This is a genomic window from Streptomyces sp. SS1-1, from assembly GCF_008973465.1.
GTDB lineage: Bacteria > Actinomycetota > Actinomycetes > Streptomycetales > Streptomycetaceae > Streptomyces.
Window position 1 is genome coordinate 3,016,879 of sequence record NZ_WBXN01000004.1, and the last position, 18,491, is coordinate 3,035,369.

15 protein-coding genes and 1 tRNA gene are annotated in these 18,491 nt (G+C 72.5%); 11 read left to right on the forward strand and 5 right to left on the reverse strand.

Translation table 11 applies throughout. The annotated features are described in order from the left end of the window. Positions 1 to 123: 123 nt before the first annotated feature. Entirely contained in the window at positions 124 to 585 is a 462-nt protein-coding gene (locus tag F8R89_RS14850) for a DUF485 domain-containing protein (RefSeq protein ID WP_151784430.1), read from the forward strand. Next, complete coding sequence (locus tag F8R89_RS14855) at positions 582 to 2,189, forward strand: cation acetate symporter (protein WP_151784431.1); 1,608 nt, start codon at positions 582 to 584, stop codon at positions 2,187 to 2,189. Before F8R89_RS14850 ends, F8R89_RS14855 begins: the two co-directional genes overlap by 4 nt. A 46-nt stretch (positions 2,190 to 2,235) precedes the next feature. Here the strand turns inward: F8R89_RS14855 and F8R89_RS14860 are convergent, their stop codons facing one another. The 3 genes from F8R89_RS14860 to F8R89_RS14870 all read right to left on the reverse strand — a co-directional run bounded on the left by F8R89_RS14860 (position 2,236) and on the right by F8R89_RS14870 (position 7,044). Continuing rightward, entirely contained in the window at positions 2,236 to 3,123 is an 888-nt protein-coding gene (locus tag F8R89_RS14860) for a cellulose-binding protein (RefSeq protein ID WP_151784432.1), read from the reverse strand. 265 nt (positions 3,124 to 3,388) lie between these two features. Next, positions 3,389 to 6,010: an SUKH-4 family immunity protein gene (locus F8R89_RS14865; protein WP_151784433.1), complete on the reverse strand. Its 2,622-nt coding sequence runs from the start codon at positions 6,008 to 6,010 to the stop codon at positions 3,389 to 3,391. A gap of 8 nt (positions 6,011 to 6,018) precedes the next feature. Further along, positions 6,019 to 7,044, reverse strand: a complete 1,026-nt coding sequence (locus F8R89_RS14870) for an SMI1/KNR4 family protein (protein WP_151784434.1) — start codon at positions 7,042 to 7,044, stop codon at positions 6,019 to 6,021. 317 nt (positions 7,045 to 7,361) lie between these two features. On the opposite strand from F8R89_RS14870, the gene F8R89_RS14875 reads away from it, so the two are divergent. Together F8R89_RS14875 and F8R89_RS14880 are read left to right on the forward strand one after the other, a co-directional pair. Continuing rightward, positions 7,362 to 7,877 (forward strand): YwqJ-related putative deaminase, encoded by a 516-nt coding sequence (locus tag F8R89_RS14875; protein ID WP_151784435.1) that lies wholly within the window; start codon positions 7,362 to 7,364, stop codon positions 7,875 to 7,877. A gap of 90 nt (positions 7,878 to 7,967) precedes the next feature. After that, positions 7,968 to 8,462 (forward strand): SUKH-3 domain-containing protein, encoded by a 495-nt coding sequence (locus F8R89_RS14880; RefSeq protein ID WP_151784436.1) that lies wholly within the window; start codon positions 7,968 to 7,970, stop codon positions 8,460 to 8,462. Positions 8,463 to 8,486: 24 nt separating this feature from the next. On the opposite strand, the gene F8R89_RS14885 is transcribed toward F8R89_RS14880, so the two are convergent. Then, complete coding sequence (locus tag F8R89_RS14885) at positions 8,487 to 9,815, reverse strand: sensor histidine kinase (protein WP_151784437.1); 1,329 nt, start codon at positions 9,813 to 9,815, stop codon at positions 8,487 to 8,489. 166 nt (positions 9,816 to 9,981) lie between these two features. On the opposite strand from F8R89_RS14885, the gene F8R89_RS14890 reads away from it, so the two are divergent. The 7 genes from F8R89_RS14890 to F8R89_RS14920 all read left to right on the forward strand — a co-directional run bounded on the left by F8R89_RS14890 (position 9,982) and on the right by F8R89_RS14920 (position 15,582). After that, the gene (locus F8R89_RS14890; RefSeq protein WP_151784438.1) at positions 9,982 to 10,842 is read left to right on the forward strand and encodes a hypothetical protein; all 861 of its coding nucleotides are present in this window, start codon (positions 9,982 to 9,984) and stop codon (positions 10,840 to 10,842) included. 15 nt (positions 10,843 to 10,857) lie between these two features. Beyond that, positions 10,858 to 10,930 (forward strand) — tRNA-Gln (locus F8R89_RS14895). A gap of 113 nt (positions 10,931 to 11,043) precedes the next feature. Further along, positions 11,044 to 12,492, forward strand: a complete 1,449-nt coding sequence (gene glmU / locus F8R89_RS14900; protein ID WP_151784439.1) for a bifunctional UDP-N-acetylglucosamine diphosphorylase/glucosamine-1-phosphate N-acetyltransferase GlmU — start codon at positions 11,044 to 11,046, stop codon at positions 12,490 to 12,492. A gap of 77 nt (positions 12,493 to 12,569) precedes the next feature. Beyond that, complete coding sequence (locus F8R89_RS14905; RefSeq protein WP_062673931.1) at positions 12,570 to 13,550, forward strand: ribose-phosphate diphosphokinase; 981 nt, start codon at positions 12,570 to 12,572, stop codon at positions 13,548 to 13,550. Between the two features lie 181 nt (positions 13,551 to 13,731). Next, on the forward strand, positions 13,732 to 14,328 hold the full coding sequence (locus F8R89_RS14910) for a 50S ribosomal protein L25/general stress protein Ctc (RefSeq protein ID WP_151784440.1): 597 nt from the start codon (positions 13,732 to 13,734) through the stop codon (positions 14,326 to 14,328). A gap of 97 nt (positions 14,329 to 14,425) precedes the next feature. Beyond that, positions 14,426 to 15,028 (forward strand): aminoacyl-tRNA hydrolase, encoded by a 603-nt coding sequence (gene pth / locus F8R89_RS14915; protein WP_151784441.1) that lies wholly within the window; start codon positions 14,426 to 14,428, stop codon positions 15,026 to 15,028. Positions 15,029 to 15,093: 65 nt separating this feature from the next. After that, on the forward strand, positions 15,094 to 15,582 hold the full coding sequence (locus F8R89_RS14920) for a hypothetical protein (RefSeq protein WP_151784442.1): 489 nt from the start codon (positions 15,094 to 15,096) through the stop codon (positions 15,580 to 15,582). Positions 15,583 to 15,645: 63 nt separating this feature from the next. Here the strand turns inward: F8R89_RS14920 and ppc are convergent, their stop codons facing one another. Beyond that, positions 15,646 to 18,387 (reverse strand): phosphoenolpyruvate carboxylase, encoded by a 2,742-nt coding sequence (ppc, locus tag F8R89_RS14925; protein WP_151784443.1) that lies wholly within the window; start codon positions 18,385 to 18,387, stop codon positions 15,646 to 15,648. Between the last annotated feature and the right edge of the window lie 104 nt (positions 18,388 to 18,491).

Genomic DNA, 18,491 nt, shown 5'->3' on the forward strand with positions numbered 1-18,491 from the left:
GACCGATCAGTTTGCCGAAACCCTCGCGCTCACCCGTACTCCGAAGTAACGTGCGTGGCTCGCCCGCCCCCCACCTCCCTGCGGTCCGCCGCACCGGACCCGAGCCACGCAAGGAGTACCGGGATGTCCTCCCCGTATGAGCCGTACCCACCCTACGGGTCGCACCCGCCGCCACCGTCCCACGCCACCTACCCGTGGCAGGCGGCCTTCCCGCCCGAGCCCCCCGAGCCGCCGCGTCACCGCACCCCCGACCACCCGCCGCTCGGGCATCACAGCGACCTGCGGGTCCTGCGCACCGCCTACCGTCTCCAGCGCCGGGTGGCGACCCTCACCGCCCTCGGCTACTTCCTGCTGTTCCTGATCCTGTCCGCCTTCGCCCCCGGCTTCATGGGCGAGGAGGTCGCCGCCGGGCTGCCCGCCGGGCTGCTCCTCGCCCTGCTGCAACTGCCGGTCACCTGGCTGGCGATCGCCCTGTACGAGTACACCGCCCGCCGCTACCTCGACCCGGTCGCCGACCGGATCCGCCGGCAGGCCGAGATCGACGCCAAGCGGGACGCCGCCGGGCAGCGGGGAGCCGGCCGATGAACGACTTCGGAGACTCCCAGGCGATGTCCCTGGTCGCGTTCTGCGCGGTCGCCACCATCACGCTGCTGCTGTGCGTGATGACCGGCCCCGACCGGGACGACCTCGACGAGTTCTACACCGGCTACAGCTCCCTGTCGCCGCTGCGCAACGGCCTCGCGATCGGCGGCGACTACATCAGCGCCGCCACCGTCCTCGGCACCACCGGAGTGGTCGCGCTGTGCGGCTACGACGGCATCGTGCTCGCCCTGAGCACGGCCCTGTCGCTGATGCTGCTGATGTTCCTGCTGGCCGAACCGCTGCGCAACGCGGGCCGGTTCACCATGGGCGACGCCCTCGCCCGCCGGATGCCCGGCCGGGCCGTACGGATCGCCGCGTGCGCGGTGACCCTCGCCGCGCTGCTGCCGCTGATGCTGGTGCAGCTCGCCGGGACCGGCCAGCTGCTGGCGTTCATCCTCGGCTTCTCCGGCGACTCCCTGAAGACCGGCTGCATCATCGGGCTGGGCGTGCTGATGATCAGCTACGCGGCGATCGGCGGCATGAAGGGCACCGCCCTCATCCAGATCCTCAAGCTCGTCATGCTGCTCGGCTCGGGTTCCGTCGTGGCCCTGCTCATCCTGAACCGCTTCGACTGGGACCCGGGCGCGCTGTTCGACGCGGCCGCCGCGCGGAGCGGCGTCGGCTCGTCGTTCCTCAACTCCGGGCTGCAGTTCGCGGGCAGCCCGTACCCGCGGATCGACATGATCACCTCGCAGCTCGCCGTCGTCCTCGGCGGTGGCGTCCTGCCGCACATCACCATGCGCATGTACACCGCGACCGGGGCCCGCCAGGTCCGGCGGTCGATGTCCTGGGCGGTGTCCAGCGTCGCCCTGTTCGTGCTGGTGATCACCGTCGTCGGGTTCGGCGCGACCGCGCTGATCGGCCGCGAGGTCATCGCCGGGGCCGACCCGCAGGGCAACACCGCCTTCCTGCTGGGCTCCCGGGCCGCCTTCGGGGCCGACATCTCCTACGCGGAGACCCTGCTGTTCACGACGGTCACCACGGCGATCTTCCTGACGGTGCTCGCCTCGGTGGCCGGCATGATCCTCGCCTGCGCCAACTCCCTGGCGCACGACGTGTTCGCCGTACGGTCCCGGGGGCTCACCACCCGCCGGGAGATGACCGTGGCCCGGATGTCGGCCCTGGCCGTCGGCGCCCCGGCGATCCTGCTGGCGACGCTGGTCCAGCACCGCAGCCTGCAGCCCCTCATCACGCTGTCGTTCACCCTGGGCGCCTCCGCCATCGCGCCCGCGCTCGTCTACAGCCTGTTCTGGCGCCGGTACACCCGCAGCGGACTGCTGTGGACCCTGATCGGCGGCACCGCCGTCGTCCTGCTGCTGATGCCGGGCACCAACCTGGTCTCCGGCTCGCCCGTCGCGGCGTTCCCCGAGTCCGACTTCAACTGGTTCCCGTTCACCACACCGGGTCTGGTGTCGATCCCCGCCGGGTTCCTCCTCGGCTACCTCGGGACGGTCCTGCCTGGCCGCGGGAAGTCCGACGACCAGCGGCGCCAGTACGAGGCCGTAGAAGGGTGGATCCTCGCCGGAGCCGTCCGCCGGGGCAACTGACCGCGTACGGCCGAGGGCCCGCCACCGGTACGCCGGCGGCGGGCCCTCACTCCAGCGCGGCCTGCCCGGTCAGCGCCGTCAGACTGTTGCGCATCTGCCCGATGTGGGCGCGCACCTCGTCCCAGGCGTCGCTGTGCTCGCGCAGCACCCGCTCCGTCTCCAGGGCGATCTCCTCGGCCCGCTTGCGCGCCGCCGCGACCAGTTCCTCGGCGTGCGAGCGCGCCTCCTCGTGGAGCCTGCGCGCCGACGCCTCCGCGTCCGCGAACACCTCGGTCGCCTCGGCCAGCGACGCCTCCGCGCGCGCCTGCCGCTCCTGCTCCGCCGCCTCCTGCGCCGCCAGGCGCTCCGCGGCCTCCCGCTCGGCGCGGACCCACACCGTGTCGTTGCGCTCCGCCTGCTCGGCGAGCTTGCCCACCGTGCGCTGCCGCGCCTCCCGCAACGCGCCCAGCGCGCCCTTGCGTTCCTGGCGGACCTCACGGCGGGCCGTCACCCGGATCTCGTCCGCCTCCGTGCGGGCCGCCAGCAGCCGCTCCTCCGCGAACGTCTCCGCCTCGGTGGTCACGGCCTCGGCGTGCGTCCGCGCGGACTCCCGCACCTCGTCCGCCCACGACTGCGCCTCGTCCATCAGGCGCCGCGCCTCCCGCCGCGCCTCCCCCCGCACGGCCGCCGCCTCCTGCTCGACCAGCTCGAAGATCCGGCGCGCCCGGTCGCCGAGCGTCTCGTAGGTCTGCGGGCCGAGCCGGGCCACCTCCTCCTTCAGCCGCTCCGCCTCCGCCTCCATCTCCCGGGCGAGCACGGTGAGCCGGGCGGCCCGCTCCCAGGCGGCGTCGCGGTCGCGGGAGAGGGCGTCGACGAACGCGTCGACCTGGTCGGGACGGTAGCCGCGCCCTCGTACGACCACGAAGTCGTACAGCGGGACCGGTGCGCCACTCATCTCGGTACCCCTCTCCACCGAACGGACAGGAAAATGATGATTTAGCGCACATCTTGAAGTATCAGGCGTAAGTGGGCATAACGCGACACTCCGCGCACGGGAGCGGGCAGCGGGCGCGGAGGCAGGCGGACAGCGCACACGAAAGGGGCCGATCCCCGGTCTCACCACCGGGGATCGGCCCCTCGTCGCACCCGGCCGCCCTCGGCGGCGGCCGGGTGACATCACGTCACACGCACCCCACGACCGGGCGAACGCCCGTGCGAGGTCAGAGCAGTCCGTCCCACATCTGTTCCAGCAGGACCGACCACCAGCTCTCCGGCGAACCCAGCGCCGCCGGGTCCAGCGCGGCGAGCTGCGCCTGGAAGTCGACGGTCCAGCGGCCCGCCTGCTCCTGGTTCAGCCCGAACCGCAGCCGCCACATCCGGCCCAGCAGCGCCAGGCACCGCTGGAACTCGGGCAGCCCCGTGTTCACGAACTGCGGCGGCACGGGCGCACCGCCCGGACCTGCCTCCACCGGCACCGCCACGATGTGCGCCGTCCCGTACTGCACACACAGCGCCTTGCCGAAGTCGCTGCCCATCACCAGGTACGACCCCGCGTCGGACGCCGGCTGCACGCCGCGCTCCTGCGCCAGCTCCGCCAGCGTGGGCACCGGCCGCCCCGGCTGGGCCTGCGCCCAGAAGAAGGGGCCCATGTCCAGCGGCAGTCCGCCCACGACCAGGCTGTGCGCCACGATCGGCGGCACGCCCTGCCGGGACACCGCGGCCTGCTCGAACCGGAAGATCCCCGGCCCGAACGCGCCCGCGAGCTCCTGCGCCACTCCCTCCGGGGGGATCGGCGGCGCCGGCTGCACCTGCGGCAGCGGGGCCCGCACCGGCGCCGGCCGCGCCGGGCCGTCCGCCACCTGGTGCAACTCGCCCTGGTGGGCGAGCAGCTGGCCCATGCCCTGCTGACGGCTCGCGTGATCCGTGCCGTACGGCGCGATCGACGTGATCCGCGCCTGCGGCCACTGCTCGCGGATCATCCGCGCGCAGTACGCGCCCGGCAGCTCGCACGACTCCAGCTCGGTGTGCAGCTCCAGCACCTGGTCCGGCGGCACGTTCATGGCGCGCAGCTCGTGGAAGATCTGCCACTCCGGGTGCGGGGTGCCCGGCGCCGAACGCCGGATCAGCTGCTGCTCGGAGCCGTCCTGGGCGCGGTACCGCAGGACGGCCTGGTAGCCGGGTCCGACGGTCGGCTGCCCCACCGGCTGCTGCGGATAGCCGTACGCCGGCGGCTGCCCCGGCGCCGGCGCCATGGCCCCGGGGGGCATGGGCGGCTGCGGGGCGCCCGGCGGCACACCGGGACCGGGAGGACCGACCGGACCCGTGGGCCCGGAGGGTCCGGGAGGCCCGGCGGGCCCGGGGTGTCCGGGGTGTCCGGGGTGTCCGGGGTGTCCAGCCTGTCCGGGCGGCGCGGGCGGGGTGCCGGGGGCACCCGGGGCGGGCGGCGGCGGAGGCACGCCGGGGCCGCCGACCGGCGGGGCGGACAGCACGGTCTCCGCGTGGTGCACGGCACCGGCACCCGGGTCACCGCCCGGAACGCCGGGCGCGCCGGGGGGCTTGGGGGCGCCGGGCACACCGGGAGCGCCCGGGGCACCGGGCGGGGCCGGCGGACCGGACGGCTGCGGGGCACCCGGGGCGCCGGGCGGCGCCGGAGGCTGCGGCGGGCCGCCGGCCGGGCCGGGAGCGGCCAGCACGGTGGCGGCATGGTGCACCCCGCCCGGGGGCGTACCGCCGGGAGCACCGGGCACACCGGGAGCACCCGGAGCGCCGGGCGGGGCCGGCACACCGGGGGCGCCGGGGGCACCGGGAGGACTGGGCACACCCGGGGCGCCGGGCGCACCGGGAGGACTCGGGACACCCGGGGCGCCGGGCGCACCCGGCGGCGGCGGAACGCCCGGTCCGGACACGCCCTCCGGCCCGCCGGGACCGAGCGACGACACCAGCTGCGTCGGCACGTACCCGCCGGCCGGCGCGCCCGGAGCGCCCGGCGGCGGAGGCGGCGTCGAGGGACCCGGCCCGCGCGGCGGCGCCTTGCTCGTCGCCGCGTCCGCGATGTCGCCGGGCGCCTGCGGGGAGCCGTACGCCGGAGGAGCGGGCGGAGGCGGCGGAGCGCCCGCGCCCTGCGGATACCCGTACGACGGGGCGTCCGGCGCGTCCGGGCCGTCGACGGCGGGCTCGACCGCGGTGCGCGGCAGCCCGCTGCCCCCCGCGATCAACGCGGTCGCGGCGTCCGGCGGCGTCGCCGTGTCGTCCCCGCTCAGCGGGGGCGCGAACACCGTCTCCGGCAGCGGCACCGAACGGTCCTCGCCCGCGTCGGCGTTGGTGTCCGTACCGGCCCACGGAGTCGCCCCCTCGGGCACCGCGTCCCGCGGCTCGTCCGCCACCGGCCCGGCGGACACGGGCTCGGGCTCCGGGGACGCCGGCACCGCGTCGCGCGGCTCCTCGTCCGCCGGCTGCCGGCGGTCCGGCACCCCCATCCGGTCCGCCGCCTCCTGCAACCACTCCGGTGGCGTCAGCAGGAACGACGTCTGGTTCAGATCCACCCGCGCCGCGGGCGCCGGCGCCGGCTCCGCGACCGCGTCGTCGCGGCCGTACTCCTCCTCGTACCGGCGGATCACCTCACCGACCGGCAGCGACGGCCACAGCGTGGCCTCCCCGCTGTCCCGGGCGATCACCAGCCGCTGGGCGCCGGCGTCCGAACGCGGACCGTCCGCACGGTCCTCACCCCAGACCACGAAGCCCAGCCCGAACTCCCGCACCCGCACCTCACGGTGCTGGTACGACGGCACATCGCCGTTGATCCACTCCTCGGCGCGCTCCTGCGCCTGCGCGAACGTCACCATCGCGAAGCTCACTCCCCCGCAGCCGCGGCCTCGACAGGCACCGCACGCGCGAACCCACCGTCCACCATCAGATTCGCCACCGTCTCCAGCTCCGGCGGAGAACCCGCCAGCCGGGACAGGAACACGTCGAAGTCCTCACCGCACGGCAACAGCAGCCGCTCCACGCGCTCCGCCACCGACCACGACGGATCGACATCCCGCGCGTCGTCGTACGCCGAGAACCACACCGAGCCCAGCCGCTCGCCCTTCACCTTCACGGCCAGCAGCCCGCCCTGCACGAACCCCACACACAGATAGTCCTTGGTGAGGTGGTCCCGCAGGCACTTGTTCGCATAGACCAGGTCGTTGACCGCCGCCTCGTCCCGCACCGTGAAGAACGGCTGGTCGATCAGCAGCCCCAACTCCGCGTCCAGCGCCGTCCCCACCGGGGCACACCCGCCCGCCGCCTTCAGGAACGACCGGTACGCGCCCGGCAGCCGGTAGCCGAGATCCTCCTCGACGCCCTGCGCCTGCGCCTCCGTCACCGCCACCCCCGACTTCGGGAGCCGGAAGTGCGCCGGACGCGTCTCCTGCAACGGCCGCGTCCCGCGCTTCACCTGGTCCACACCCGACGTCGCGATACCGCCGTGATGCCGCAGCAGCGCCTTCACCTCGACCGGGACCAGCTCCAGCCGCCGCGAGCCCACGACGTGATGCCACGTCCAGCCGTGCGGCGTCGCCACCGCCGGCACCGTGTCCCACAACTCATGGCCCGACGCCGCCAGCGCCGCGTTCGCCGACACGTAGTCCGTCAGCCGCAACTCGTCGACGCCGAACCCCTCCGGCGGCTCCGCGATCTCCGCCGCCGCCCGCGCGTACGGCGAGAAGTCCGGATAACCCCGCTCGTCCACCCGCACCCCTCTGGGGTGCCGGGCCGCCCGCACCGGATCCGGAAAGTGCACGACCTGCCCGGCGTAGGCCGCGTTCGGCGGCGCGGCGTGTCCCCCGGCCTGGCGGCCGGGAGGATCCCCCAGCCCGAGCCGACCTGTCGTCATGGCGGTAGCCCCCTGCGGCGTTCTGATCCGGCCCGCCATGACCACACACGGTCACAACGCCCCGAATCGACTGACTCGTCTGCGTCCACGCGTCACCGCATGGAAAGCGGTGGCGACAGCCTATGCGGTACGGCGACCACGGTCACCGGCACAGGTGACGCCCCCCATCACCACCGTGACAAGGCGTCACCCCACCGTGACAGCCCGCCCCGACACGGGCGTGTCGCATCGCCCCAGCTTCCGCAGCCGCCACGGCATTTGGCACTCTGTGACGTCCGAGAGCATGCACGGGGGATGCTCAGGAGGGGATGATGACGATGAACGCGACACAGACCGACCCGCACTCAGGCAGGTCCGGCGACCCCCGCGTCGGCTGGAGCGCCGACGGCACCCCGCACACACCCGCCCTCCTCCACCGCCGCGACGGCATACTCCCCACCGTCGCCGCCGCCCTCTCCGTCCGCGGCGCCACCCTCACCGGCACCGCCGCCCGCGGCGACCATCCCCCCGCCCTGCACCACCTCGTGCAGGACTTCCTCGACACCCTCACCAGCAACGAACGCGACCGCTTCACCGGACGCTGCGCCGAGACGATCCTCATCTCCCGGCACATCGCGGCCGCCGACACCGCCCGCAGCAAACGTGCCGCCCGCAAACCCATGACGAACGGCGAAGCCCGCAAAGCACTCAAGCAGGCGAAGCTCACCACCCGCCGCATCCGTGAGGACGGCGACCCCCTGCACGGCAGCTTCGTCGCCCCCTGCCGCGCCTGCACCGCCCTCAGCGCCCACTTCGGCGTCCGCATCGTCGACCCCACCCCGCCCGCCGACTGAGCCGCCCGCCCGCACCACCGCACACCGCCGCGCGCGCCCGGACCCCGACCCCCCCACCCGGCCCCGGCACAATCGACGAACGAAGAGCCGATGCACACCGACCGCACCTCGACCACCCGCTTCCCCGTACCCGTCGACGCCGCCCTGCGAGCCGCGGGCTGGCAGCCCGGACGCTGGGACATCAAACAAGCCGAGATCTGGGCCGACACCCTGCGCGACCACACCTCGCCCGCGGGCCACCGGCACACCGTCTTCCCCGCCGCCGTCGAAGCCTGGGCCGAGTTCGGCGGCCTGCACATCGCCCCCGGCGGACCCGGACGGCAGATCGCCCCCGCCGCCCTCCACCTCGACCCGCTGCACGGCCTCCACATGGCCCGCACCCTCGGCGACCTCGGCCGCGCCCTCGACACCGACGTCAGCCCCCTCGGCGCCGAGACCGACACCGACTCCCTGCTCGCCATCGACACCGAGGGCCGCGTCTACGCCCTCGACCACACCGGCGACTGGTACCTCGGCGCCGACATCGACCAGGCCCTCGCCGGCCTCGTCACCGGCCTCGAACCCGCCCGCCTCGTCGCCCCCTGACCCCGGACCGGGCCCGCGGGCGGGTCAGACCGCCGGGATCACCGCCGACACCCGGAAACCGCCCGCGTCCGTCGGCCCCGACACGAAGACCCCGCCCAGCGCCGACACCCGCTCCTTCATCCCCACCAGGCCGTTGCCGCCCGACGGCAGCCGCGCCGACGACGCCGAGCCCGCCTCCGGCGGCGGCTCGTTCTCCACCTGCATCGCGATCTCCGACACCCGGTGCGCGAGGCGCACATACGTCTTCGCGCCCGCCGCGTGCTTGTGGACGTTCGTCAACGCCTCCTGCACCACCCGGTAGGCCGTCTGCTCCACCTCGGGCGCGTACGCGCGCGACTCCCCCTCCACCGACAGGTCCACGACCATCCCGGCCGCCGCCGACTGCCCCACCAGCTCGTCCAGCTCCGACAGCCACGGCCCCTCGGTGCCGGGCTCCTCCGCCCGCTCCCGGTCCGCGGCCGCCGCCGCGGCCACGCCGACCGCCGCGAGCGGGGTCCCCGCGCCCCGTGCCGCGTTCGCCGGGGCCACACCGCTGCGCAGCACCCCGAGCATCTCCCGCAGCTCCGTCAGCGCCTGCCGGCCCATGTCCCCCACCAGCGCGGCGTTGCGCACCGCCTTCTCCGGGTCCTTCCGTGCCACGGCCTGCAACGCCGCCGCGTGCACCACCATCAGACTCACGCGGTGCGCGACGACGTCGTGCATCTCCCGCGCGATCCGCGTCCGCTCCTCGTTGCGGGCCCACTCGGCCCGCTCCTCGGCCCGCTCCGCGAGCAGCTGGAGCTCCCGCTCCAGGCTGTCCGCCCGCTCCCGCAGGCTCTCCATCAGCCGGCGCCGGGCGCCCACGTACAGGCCCAGCAGCAACGACGGCGCGGTCAGCCCGATCGCCGTCGTCACCGAGGCGAACGGCACCACCCAGTCACCGACGGTCAGACTCCCCCGCGCCACGTCCTGGCGCACCCACACGAACGTCACGATCAGCGTGCCGACGAACGACATCCCCGCCAGCGACGCGATGATCCGGCGCGGCAACTCCGAGGCGGCCAGCGTGTAGAGGCCGACGATGCTCAGCAGGAACCCCATCTGCGCGGGCAGCACCGCGATCGACACCAGCACCACGGCGATCGGCCAGCGGCGCCGCAACAGCAGCACCGAGCCCGCCAGCGCACCGAACACCACCCCGACCGGCACCGGCAGCCCCGCGTCCCGCGCGAACCCGACGCCCTCGAACGCGCACTCCACCGCGGACGCGACGGCCAGCGTCCCATCCAGCACGGCGCCACGCGCCCTGCTCCACCACCACGGCCCGGCCCCCGGCGGCGACTGCCCGCCGTGCTCTTCCCCCGTCCTGGTCATGCCTCCAGCCTACGGGCGCACCCCCGCCCATTTCCGTCGACTTTCACGGACCGTCCACGATCACATTCCGTAGTCACGCCTGAGCGGAACCCCTCAGATTCCCTCGAACTGTTGAACCGACCTCGATCACCCGCCGGAATCCGCGACTCCCCCTCATCGTGTGCCCATGGCACATGCAACGGGCAAGTACGCCGACCTGGAGGGCTTGCGAGAGCAGGCCGTGGCGCTGCGACGACAGGGCCGCAGTCTTCGGCAGATCCGCGACGAGTTGAAGATCTTCAACAACGACCTCCTCAACCAGCTGGTGAAGGGCGAGCCGCCGCCGGAGTGGACCAAGCGCCCGAACGCCAAGGACGACCTGAGGGCCAGGGCGCGGGAGCTACGGCGCAAAGGCTGGACGTACGACCAGATCGAGCTGGCGCTCGGTTGTTCACGCAGCTCGGTGTCGCTGTGGGTACGGGATCTGCCGAAGCCGAAGGCTCGCTATACGCCGGAGGAACACCGGGAACTCATGAAGGCCGGGCTGGCGCGCCTCCGTGGGGCACAGGACGAGGAGCGCCGAGAGACCAAGACCGCCGCCGCGGAGCAGATCGGCGAGATGTCCGACCGCGACCTGTTCATGGCAGGCGTGGCCCTCTACTGGGCCGAGGGCAGCAAGGACAAGCCCTACGCCCGGAGGGAGAGCGTCCTCTTCGTCAACAGCGACCCCGGCGTGATCCAGGTCTACCTCGCGTGGCTGAGCCTGCTCGGCGTGGCGCGAGACCGCCTGTCCTATCGCGTGATGATCCACGTGAGCGCAGACGTCGAGGGAGCGAAGCGGTACTGGGCCGACCTGGTGGGTGTCGACGCGTCGGAGTTCCAGAAGACGACGCTCAAGAAGCACAACCCCAAGACGGTACGCAAGAACGTCGGCGACGCCTACCGAGGCTGCCTCGTGATCCGCGTATCTCAGGGAGCCGAGCTGTACCGCCGGATCGAGGGTTGGTGGAAGGGAATGGTGGATCAGGCGTCGGCGCGTCTCAGGTAAGGTCGGACGCAGCCATCCGCCATGGGGTAACTGGTAGCCCGCGGGCCTTTGAAGCCCTGTAGTGCTGGTTCGAATCCAGCTGGCGGAGCCGTGCGGTTCGGGCCCTGACCACCAGGTCGGGGCCCGCTCTCATGTCCGCCGTGAAACGCCCCGGTATCCTGCGGATGTCACCCCTCCCCCATCACAGCCGAAGGGCATCCCGTGAGCGCCATTCGCCCGGCAGCCGTCGTCGTTCTCGCAGCGGGTGAGGGCACCCGTATGAAGTCGGCCACACCCAAGGTCCTCCACGAGCTCTGCGGACGCAGCCTCGTGGGCCATGTCCTGGCCGCGTCCCGCGAGTTGGACCCCGAGCGTCTCGTCGTCGTGGTCGGCCACGCGCGCGAGAAGGTCACCGCGCATCTCGCCGAGATCGACCCCGACGTGCGCACGGCCGTGCAGGCCGAGCAGAACGGCACGGGGCACGCGGTGCGGATGGCCCTGGAGGAGCTGGGCGGCCCGGTGGACGGCACGGTCGTGGTCGTCTGCGGCGACACGCCGCTGCTGACGGGCGCGACGCTGTCGGCGCTGGCGGAGACCCACGCGGCGGACGGCAACGCGGTGACCGTGCTGACGGCGGAGGTGCCGGACGCGACGGGCTACGGCCGGATCGTGCGGGACGGCGCCTCGGGCGCGGTCACCGCGATCGTGGAGCACAAGGACGCGTCGGAGTCGCAGCGGGCGATCCGGGAGATCAACTCCGGCGTGTTCGCGTTCGACGGGCAGTTGCTGGCGGACGCGCTGGGCAAGGTGCGCACGGACAACAGCCAGGGCGAGGAGTACCTGACGGACGTCCTGGGCATCCTGCGGGAGGCCGGGCACCGCGTGGGCGCCTCGGTGGCGGCGGATCACCGTGAAATCGCGGGGATCAACAACCGCGTGCAGCTGTCGGAGGCGCGCCGGATCCTCAACGACCGGCTGCTGACGGCGGCCATGCTGTCGGGGGTGACGGTGGTGGACCCGGCGTCGACGTGGATCGACGTGTCGGTGACGTTCGAGCAGGACGCGGTGGTGCTGCCGGGCACGCAGTTGCTGGGCGCGACGCATCTGGGCGAGGGCGCCGAGGTCGGGCCGAACAGCCGGCTGCGGGACACGCGCGTGGGCGCGGGGGCCCGGGTGGACAACACGGTGGCGGACGGTGCCGTGGTGGGCGCGGACGCGTCGGTCGGGCCGTTCGCGTATTTGCGTCCGGGTACCCGTCTGGGCGCCAAGGGCAAGATCGGTACGTACGTGGAGACGAAGAACGCGTCGATCGGCGAGGGGACGAAGGTTCCGCACCTGTCGTACGTGGGGGACGCGACGATCGGCGAGTACACGAACATCGGCGCGGCGAGCGTCTTCGTGAACTACGACGGTCAGGACAAGCACCACACGACGGTGGGCTCTCACTGCCGTACGGGTTCGGACAACATGTTTGTGGCTCCTGTCACGGTCGGGGATGGTGCGTACACCGCCGCCGGGTCCGTGATCACGAAGGACGTACCGCCCGGTTCGCTGGCCGTGGCCCGTGGCCAGCAACGGAATATCGAGGGTTGGGTGGCGCGGAAGCGTCCCGGGAGCGCGGCGGCGCGGGCGGCGGAGGAGGCGTCCCGGCAGGGCGGAAGCGAAGGCTGACCGGAAACGGGTGCGTCGGACACGGCGTACCGTGATAGGTGCACACCCAGCTGAGACACCTCTGAGGAGACAGTGCTGTGACCGGGATCAAGACGACCGGCGAGAAGAAGATGATGTTCTTCTCCGGCCGCGCCCACCCCGAGCTTGCCGAGGAGGTCGCCCAGCAGTTGGGTGTCGGGGTCGTCCCGACGAAGGCCTTCGACTTCGCGAACGGCGAGATCTACGTGCGGTATCAGGAGTCGGCGCGCGGCGCGGACTGTTTCCTGATCCAGAGCCACACGGCGCCGATCAACAAGTGGATCATGGAGCAGTTGATCATGATCGACGCGTTGAAGCGTGCGTCGGCCCGCTCGATCACCGTGATCGTGCCGTTCTACGGCTACGCCCGCCAGGACAAGAAGCACCGCGGCCGTGAGCCGATCTCGGCCCGTCTGATCGCGGACCTGATGAAGACGGCCGGCGCGGACCGCATCCTGACCGTGGACCTGCACACGGACCAGATCCAGGGCTTCTTCGACGGCCCGGTGGACCACCTGTTCGCGCTGCCGCTGCTGGCGGACTACGTGGGCCGCAAGGTCGACAAGGACAAGCTGACGGTCGTCTCGCCGGACGCGGGCCGGGTCCGGGTCGCGGACCGCTGGTGCGACCGGCTGGGCGCGCCCCTGGCGATCGTGCACAAGCGGCGCGACAAGGACGTGGCGAACCAGGTGACCGTCCACGAGGTCGTGGGTGAGGTCAAGGGCCGCGTCTGCGTCCTGGTCGACGACATGATCGACACGGGCGGCACGATCTGCGCCGCGGCGGACGCGCTGTTCGCGCATGGCGCGGAGGACGTCATCGTCACCGCGACGCACGGTGTGCTGTCGGGTCCGGCGGCGGACCGCCTGAAGAACTCCCGCGTGAGCGAGTTCGTGTTCACGAACACGCTGCCGACTCCGGGTGAGCTGGCGGCGGATCTGGACAAGCTGACGGTGCTGTCGATCGCGCCGACGATCGCGAGCGCGGCGCGCGAGGTGTTCGAGGACGGCTCGGTCACGAGCCTGTTCGACGAGCAGTAGATCCAGCCGCAGAGATCGTTTTGGGAACGGCCTCCGGGTCCGAGTAGACTGCTCCAGTTGCTCGGCGAGGGAGGCCGTTTCCCGTGGTGGAGGCGGTTGTCCGTTATCGACGCGCTCTTCGTAGCAGGCCGTTCGTGGCCGGGTGACCCCGTCCGTTCTACTTCTACGAGGAGTGATCGCCATGTCCGAGGTGAAGATCGCCGCCGAGACCCGTACCGAGTTCGGTAAGGGTGCCGCCCGCCGTATCCGCCGTGACAACAAGGTTCCCGGTGTCCTGTACGGCCACGGTTCCGACCCGCTGCACCTGACGCTTCCGGGCCACGAGCTGCTGCTCGCCCTGCGTACGCCGAACGTCCTGATCGCGCTGGACATCGACGGCAAGACCAACGAGCTGGCCATCCCGAAGGCCGTGCAGCGCGACCCGCTGAAGGGCTTCCTGGAGCACGTCGACCTGCAGCTGGTGAAGCGCGGCGAGACCGTCACGGTCGAGATCCCCGTGCACACCGAGGGCGAGCTGGCCCCGGGCGGCAACCTGCTCGAGCACGTGCTGAACGCGCTTCCGGTCGAGGCCGAGGCCACGCACATCCCCGAGTCCGTGACCGTGTCGGTCGAGGGCCTGGAGGCGGGTGCCTCGATCCTGGCCAAGGACATCGAGCTGCCCAAGGGCGCGAAGCTGGCCGTCGAGGACGACGCTGTCGTGCTGCAGGTGCTGGCCGCGCAGGCCGAGGAGGCCACCGAGGGCGACGAGGCCGAGGGCGAGGAAGTCGCCGAGGCCTGATCCTCGCAGTCCGGCGGGGCCGTGTGACCGGTTCCGCCGTCGTTTTCGTCAGCCGCCGTCCCTTCGGGGGCGGCGGCTGGCGCGTATCGATGGAGACGTGGACGTGACGACCGATCCGAGTGCGCCGTGGCTGGTCGCCGGCCTGGGCAATCCGGGACCCGAGTACGCGGGGAACCGGCACAACGTGGGGTTCATGGTGGTGGATCTGCTCGCGGAGCGGATCGGGGGGAAGTTCAAGCGGGCCGGGAAGGCGCAGGCGCAGGTCGTCGAGGGGCGGATCGGTCCGCCGGGTCCGGCGAGCCGCCGGGTGGTGCTGGCGAAGCCGATGTCGTTCATGAACCTGTCGGGCGGCCCGGTGAACGCGCTGCGGGACTTCTACAAGGTCCCGGTGGGCAACATCGTCGCGGTCCACGACGAGCTGGACATCGACTACGGCACGCTGCGGCTGAAGCTGGGCGGCGGCGACAACGGGCACAACGGGCTGAAGTCGATGACGAAGGCGATGGGCCCGGACTATCACCGGGTGCGGTTCGGTGTGGGGCGTCCGCCGGGCCGGATGCCGGTCGCGGACTTCGTGCTGAAGGACTTCTCGTCGGCGGAGCGCAAGGAGCTCGACTACTTCGTGGACCGGGCGGCGGACGCGGTCGAGTGTCTGGTGACCGAGGGTCTGGAGCGGGCGCAAAGCACGTACAACTCGTGACTTGTCGGTCCGCACGGCCGACGCGAAGTTGACCGTTCGCAGGGGCATGGCCAAAGATCGCGGCCATGCCTTCTGCCGTTGTCTCCAGTCAGGGCGCTGTCTCCGCGCTGCGGTTCGGCCGGGTCGCGGTGATGGGGACGGTGGTGCTGCTGATCCTGGTCGCGGGTGTGTGGGGGTCGTGGGGCAGCGCCCAGCACGTGATGCTCACCAAGGGCCGTGAGCACGGCACGATCGAGGTGGCCCGCTGCGGCGGCGACTCGTGCACCGGCCCGTACACGCCGGTCTCGGTGGGCTCGCGGGAGCGCGACTCGGTGTGGATCGAGAACAACGTCGCGGTACGCAAGGGCGAGACCTACGCCGTGGTGGTGAAGCCGGGCACGGACGAGGTGGTCCGCTCGGGCCCCGCGGGCGTGCTGTACGCCTGGGTGCCGCTGGGCGGCGCCCTCCTGCTCGCCTCGGTGGTCGCGGCGGGCGGCCTGCGCAGCGCCCGCCTCTCCTGGCTGCTGGCGGGCACGGGCCTGGCCCTGCTGACGGGCGCTTTCGTCATGGTGTGAGCCCTGAGGGCGCAGGAGTGCCCCCGTGCCGGTGCCGGCGCGGGGGCACTTCTGTCGTGCGGGTCAGCCGGTGTTGCGCAGGCCGGCGGCCACGCCGTTGACCGTCAGGAGCAGGGCGCGGGCGAGCAGCGGGTCGGGCTCGGTGTCACCGGCGGCGGCGTCGCGCTGACGCTTGAGCAGGGCGACCTGGAGGTAGGAGATCGGGTCGAGGTAGGCGTCGCGGATGGCGAACGTCTGCTTGAGGACGGGCTGGGCGTCGAGGAGTTCGCTCTCGCCGGTGACCCGCAGGACCTCGGCGACGGTCAGCTCGTGCTCGGCCTTGATGGTGTCGAAGACGTGCTTGAGCTCGTCGGGGACGAGCGTGTCGACGTAGTGCTGGGCGATGCGCAGGTCGGTCTTCGCGAGGGTCATCTCCACGTTGGAGATGAAGTTGCGGAAGAAGTGCCACTGCTCGTGCATCTCGTCGAGCACGGTGTCCAGGCCGGCCTCGCGCAGGGCCTTCAGGCCGCTGCCGACGCCGAACCAGCCGGGGACGATCTGCCGGGACTGGGTCCAGCCGAACACCCACGGGATGGCGCGCAGTCCGTCGAGGGACACGCCGGAGCCGGGGCGGCGGGAGGGCCGCGAGCCGAGGTGCAGGTCGGCGAGCTGGTCGACGGGGGTGGACGCGAGGAAGTACGTCGGCAGGTCGGGGTCCTCGACGAGCTTGCGGTACGCGGTGTGCGCGGCGTCGGAGACGACGTCCATGGCGGCGTCCCAGCGGGCGAGCGCCTCGGTGGACTGGCGGGGCGCGGTGTGCAGCGCGGAGGCCTGGAGGGTGGCCGCGACGGTCAGTTCCAGGTTCTCGCGGGCCAGCGAGGGGACGAGGTACTTGTCGGAGATGACCTCGCCCTGTTCGGTGACCTTGATGGCGCCTTCGAGGGTGCCCCAGGGCTGGGCGAGGATCGCGTCGTGCGAGGGGCCGCCGCCGCGGCCGACGGTGCCGCCGCGGCCGTGGAAGAGGCGCAGCCGCACGCCGTAGCGGTGGGCGACGTCGCGCAGCCGGCGCTGGGCGCGGTGGATCTCCCACTGGCTGGTGGTGATGCCGCCGAACTTGGAGGAGTCGGAGTAGCCGAGCATGACCTCCTGGACGTCGCCCCGCAGCGCGACGAGGCGCCGGTAGGACGGGTCGGACAGCATGTCCTCGAGGATGGTGTCGGCGGCCTTGAGCTCGTCGGTGGTCTCCAGGAGCGGCACGATGCCGATCTTGGCCCAGCCGGCGTGCAGGTCGATCAGGCCGGCCTCGCGGGCGAGGACGGTGGCCGCGAAGACGTCGTCGGCGCCCTGGCACATGGAGATGATGTACGACTCGATGACCTCGGGTCCGAAGACCTCCAGGGCCCGCTTGACGGTCTGGAAGACACCGAGCGTCTTCTCACCGGCCGCGTCGACGGGCGCCGGGCTCGGGGCGAGCGGCCGGCGGGAGCGCAGCTCCTTCGCGAGGAGCTTGGCGCGGTAGTCGCGCGGCATGTCGGCGTACCGCCACGACTCCTCGCCGAGCCGGTCGAACAGCTGACCGAGGGCGTGGTGGTGGGCGTCGGCGTGCTCGCGGACGTCCATGGTGGCGAGCTGGAGGCCGAAGGCGGCCAGCGTGCGGATGGTGCGGTCCAGGCGCCCGTCGGCGAAGAGGCCGCCGCGGTGCTCGCGCAGGGAGCTCTGGATCAGGGTGAGGTCCGCGAGCAGTTCGCCGGTGCCGAGGTAGTCGCGGCCGGGCTCGTGCGGGGTGTTGCGGGCCAGACGGGTCTTGGTGTTCTCCAGCTTCTGGCGGATGCAGGTCGCCTTCAGCCGGTACGGCTCCTCGGCGTTTAGGCGCTTGTAGCGGGGGCTGATCTCGGGCAGCGCGTCGAGGTCGGCCTGGAGGGAGGCGAGAAGCTCGTCGGTGGCGCCGGTGTAGCGGATGGAGTTCGACAGGAAGCCGCGCAGCTCGTCGATCATCTCCAGGGCGTCGTTGATGCCGTGCTCGTGCTGGAGGATCAGGATGTCCCAGGTCACCTGGGGGGTGACGTTGGGGTTGCCGTCGCGGTCGCCGCCGATCCAGGTGCCGAAGGTGAGGGGGCGGGTGTCGTCGGGCAGCCGGTGGCCGACGCGCTCCAGTTCGGCGGTGAGGTCCTCGAGGACGTCGCCGACGGCGCCGGCGTGCAGCTCGTCGAGGTAGTAGATGGCGTTGCGGGCCTCGTCGGCGGGCTCGGGGCGCACGACGCGCAGTTCGTCCGTCTGCCAGACGAGGTCGATGTTCTCGGCCAGTCGGGTGTCGGTGCGGCGGCGGTCGCCCTCGAGGACGGGCGTCTCCAGGAGCGCGGCGATGCGCCGGAGCTTGTTGAGGACGGAGCGGCGGGCGGCCTCGGTGGGGTGCGCGGTGAAGACGGGGCGCACGTTGAGGTGCTGGATGGTCTGCCGCAGGTGCTCGGGGTCGGCGTCCTTGAGCCGGTCGGCGGTGCGGGCGAGCAGGCCGCCCTCGGCGGCGCGGCGGGCCCGCAGCTCACGGCCGCGGTGCACCTGTTCGGTGACGTTGGCCAGGTGGAAGTAGGTGGAGAAGGCGCGGACCAGCTTGGCCGCGGTGTCGAGTTCGGTGCCTCGCAGGAGTTCGGCGGCGGCCTCGCCGTCCTCGCGGGTGAGGCGGCGGACCTTCTCGACGAGTTCCAGAAGCTCCGGGCCCTCCTGGCGGACGAGGGTCTCCCCGAGGAGATCACCCAGTCGGCGGATGTCGGCACGCAGCTCGGCGCTGGTGGTCTCCTGCGACACGGTCTGGTCGTCGGCACTGCTCACAGGTGCGGCTCCTTGCAGTGTTGAAGCTCGTCCGGGAGGGGAACCCGTCGCCTGGGCCGTATGGCGGGACCACCGCTTACGGCTCCTGACATCCGGGAAGAAAT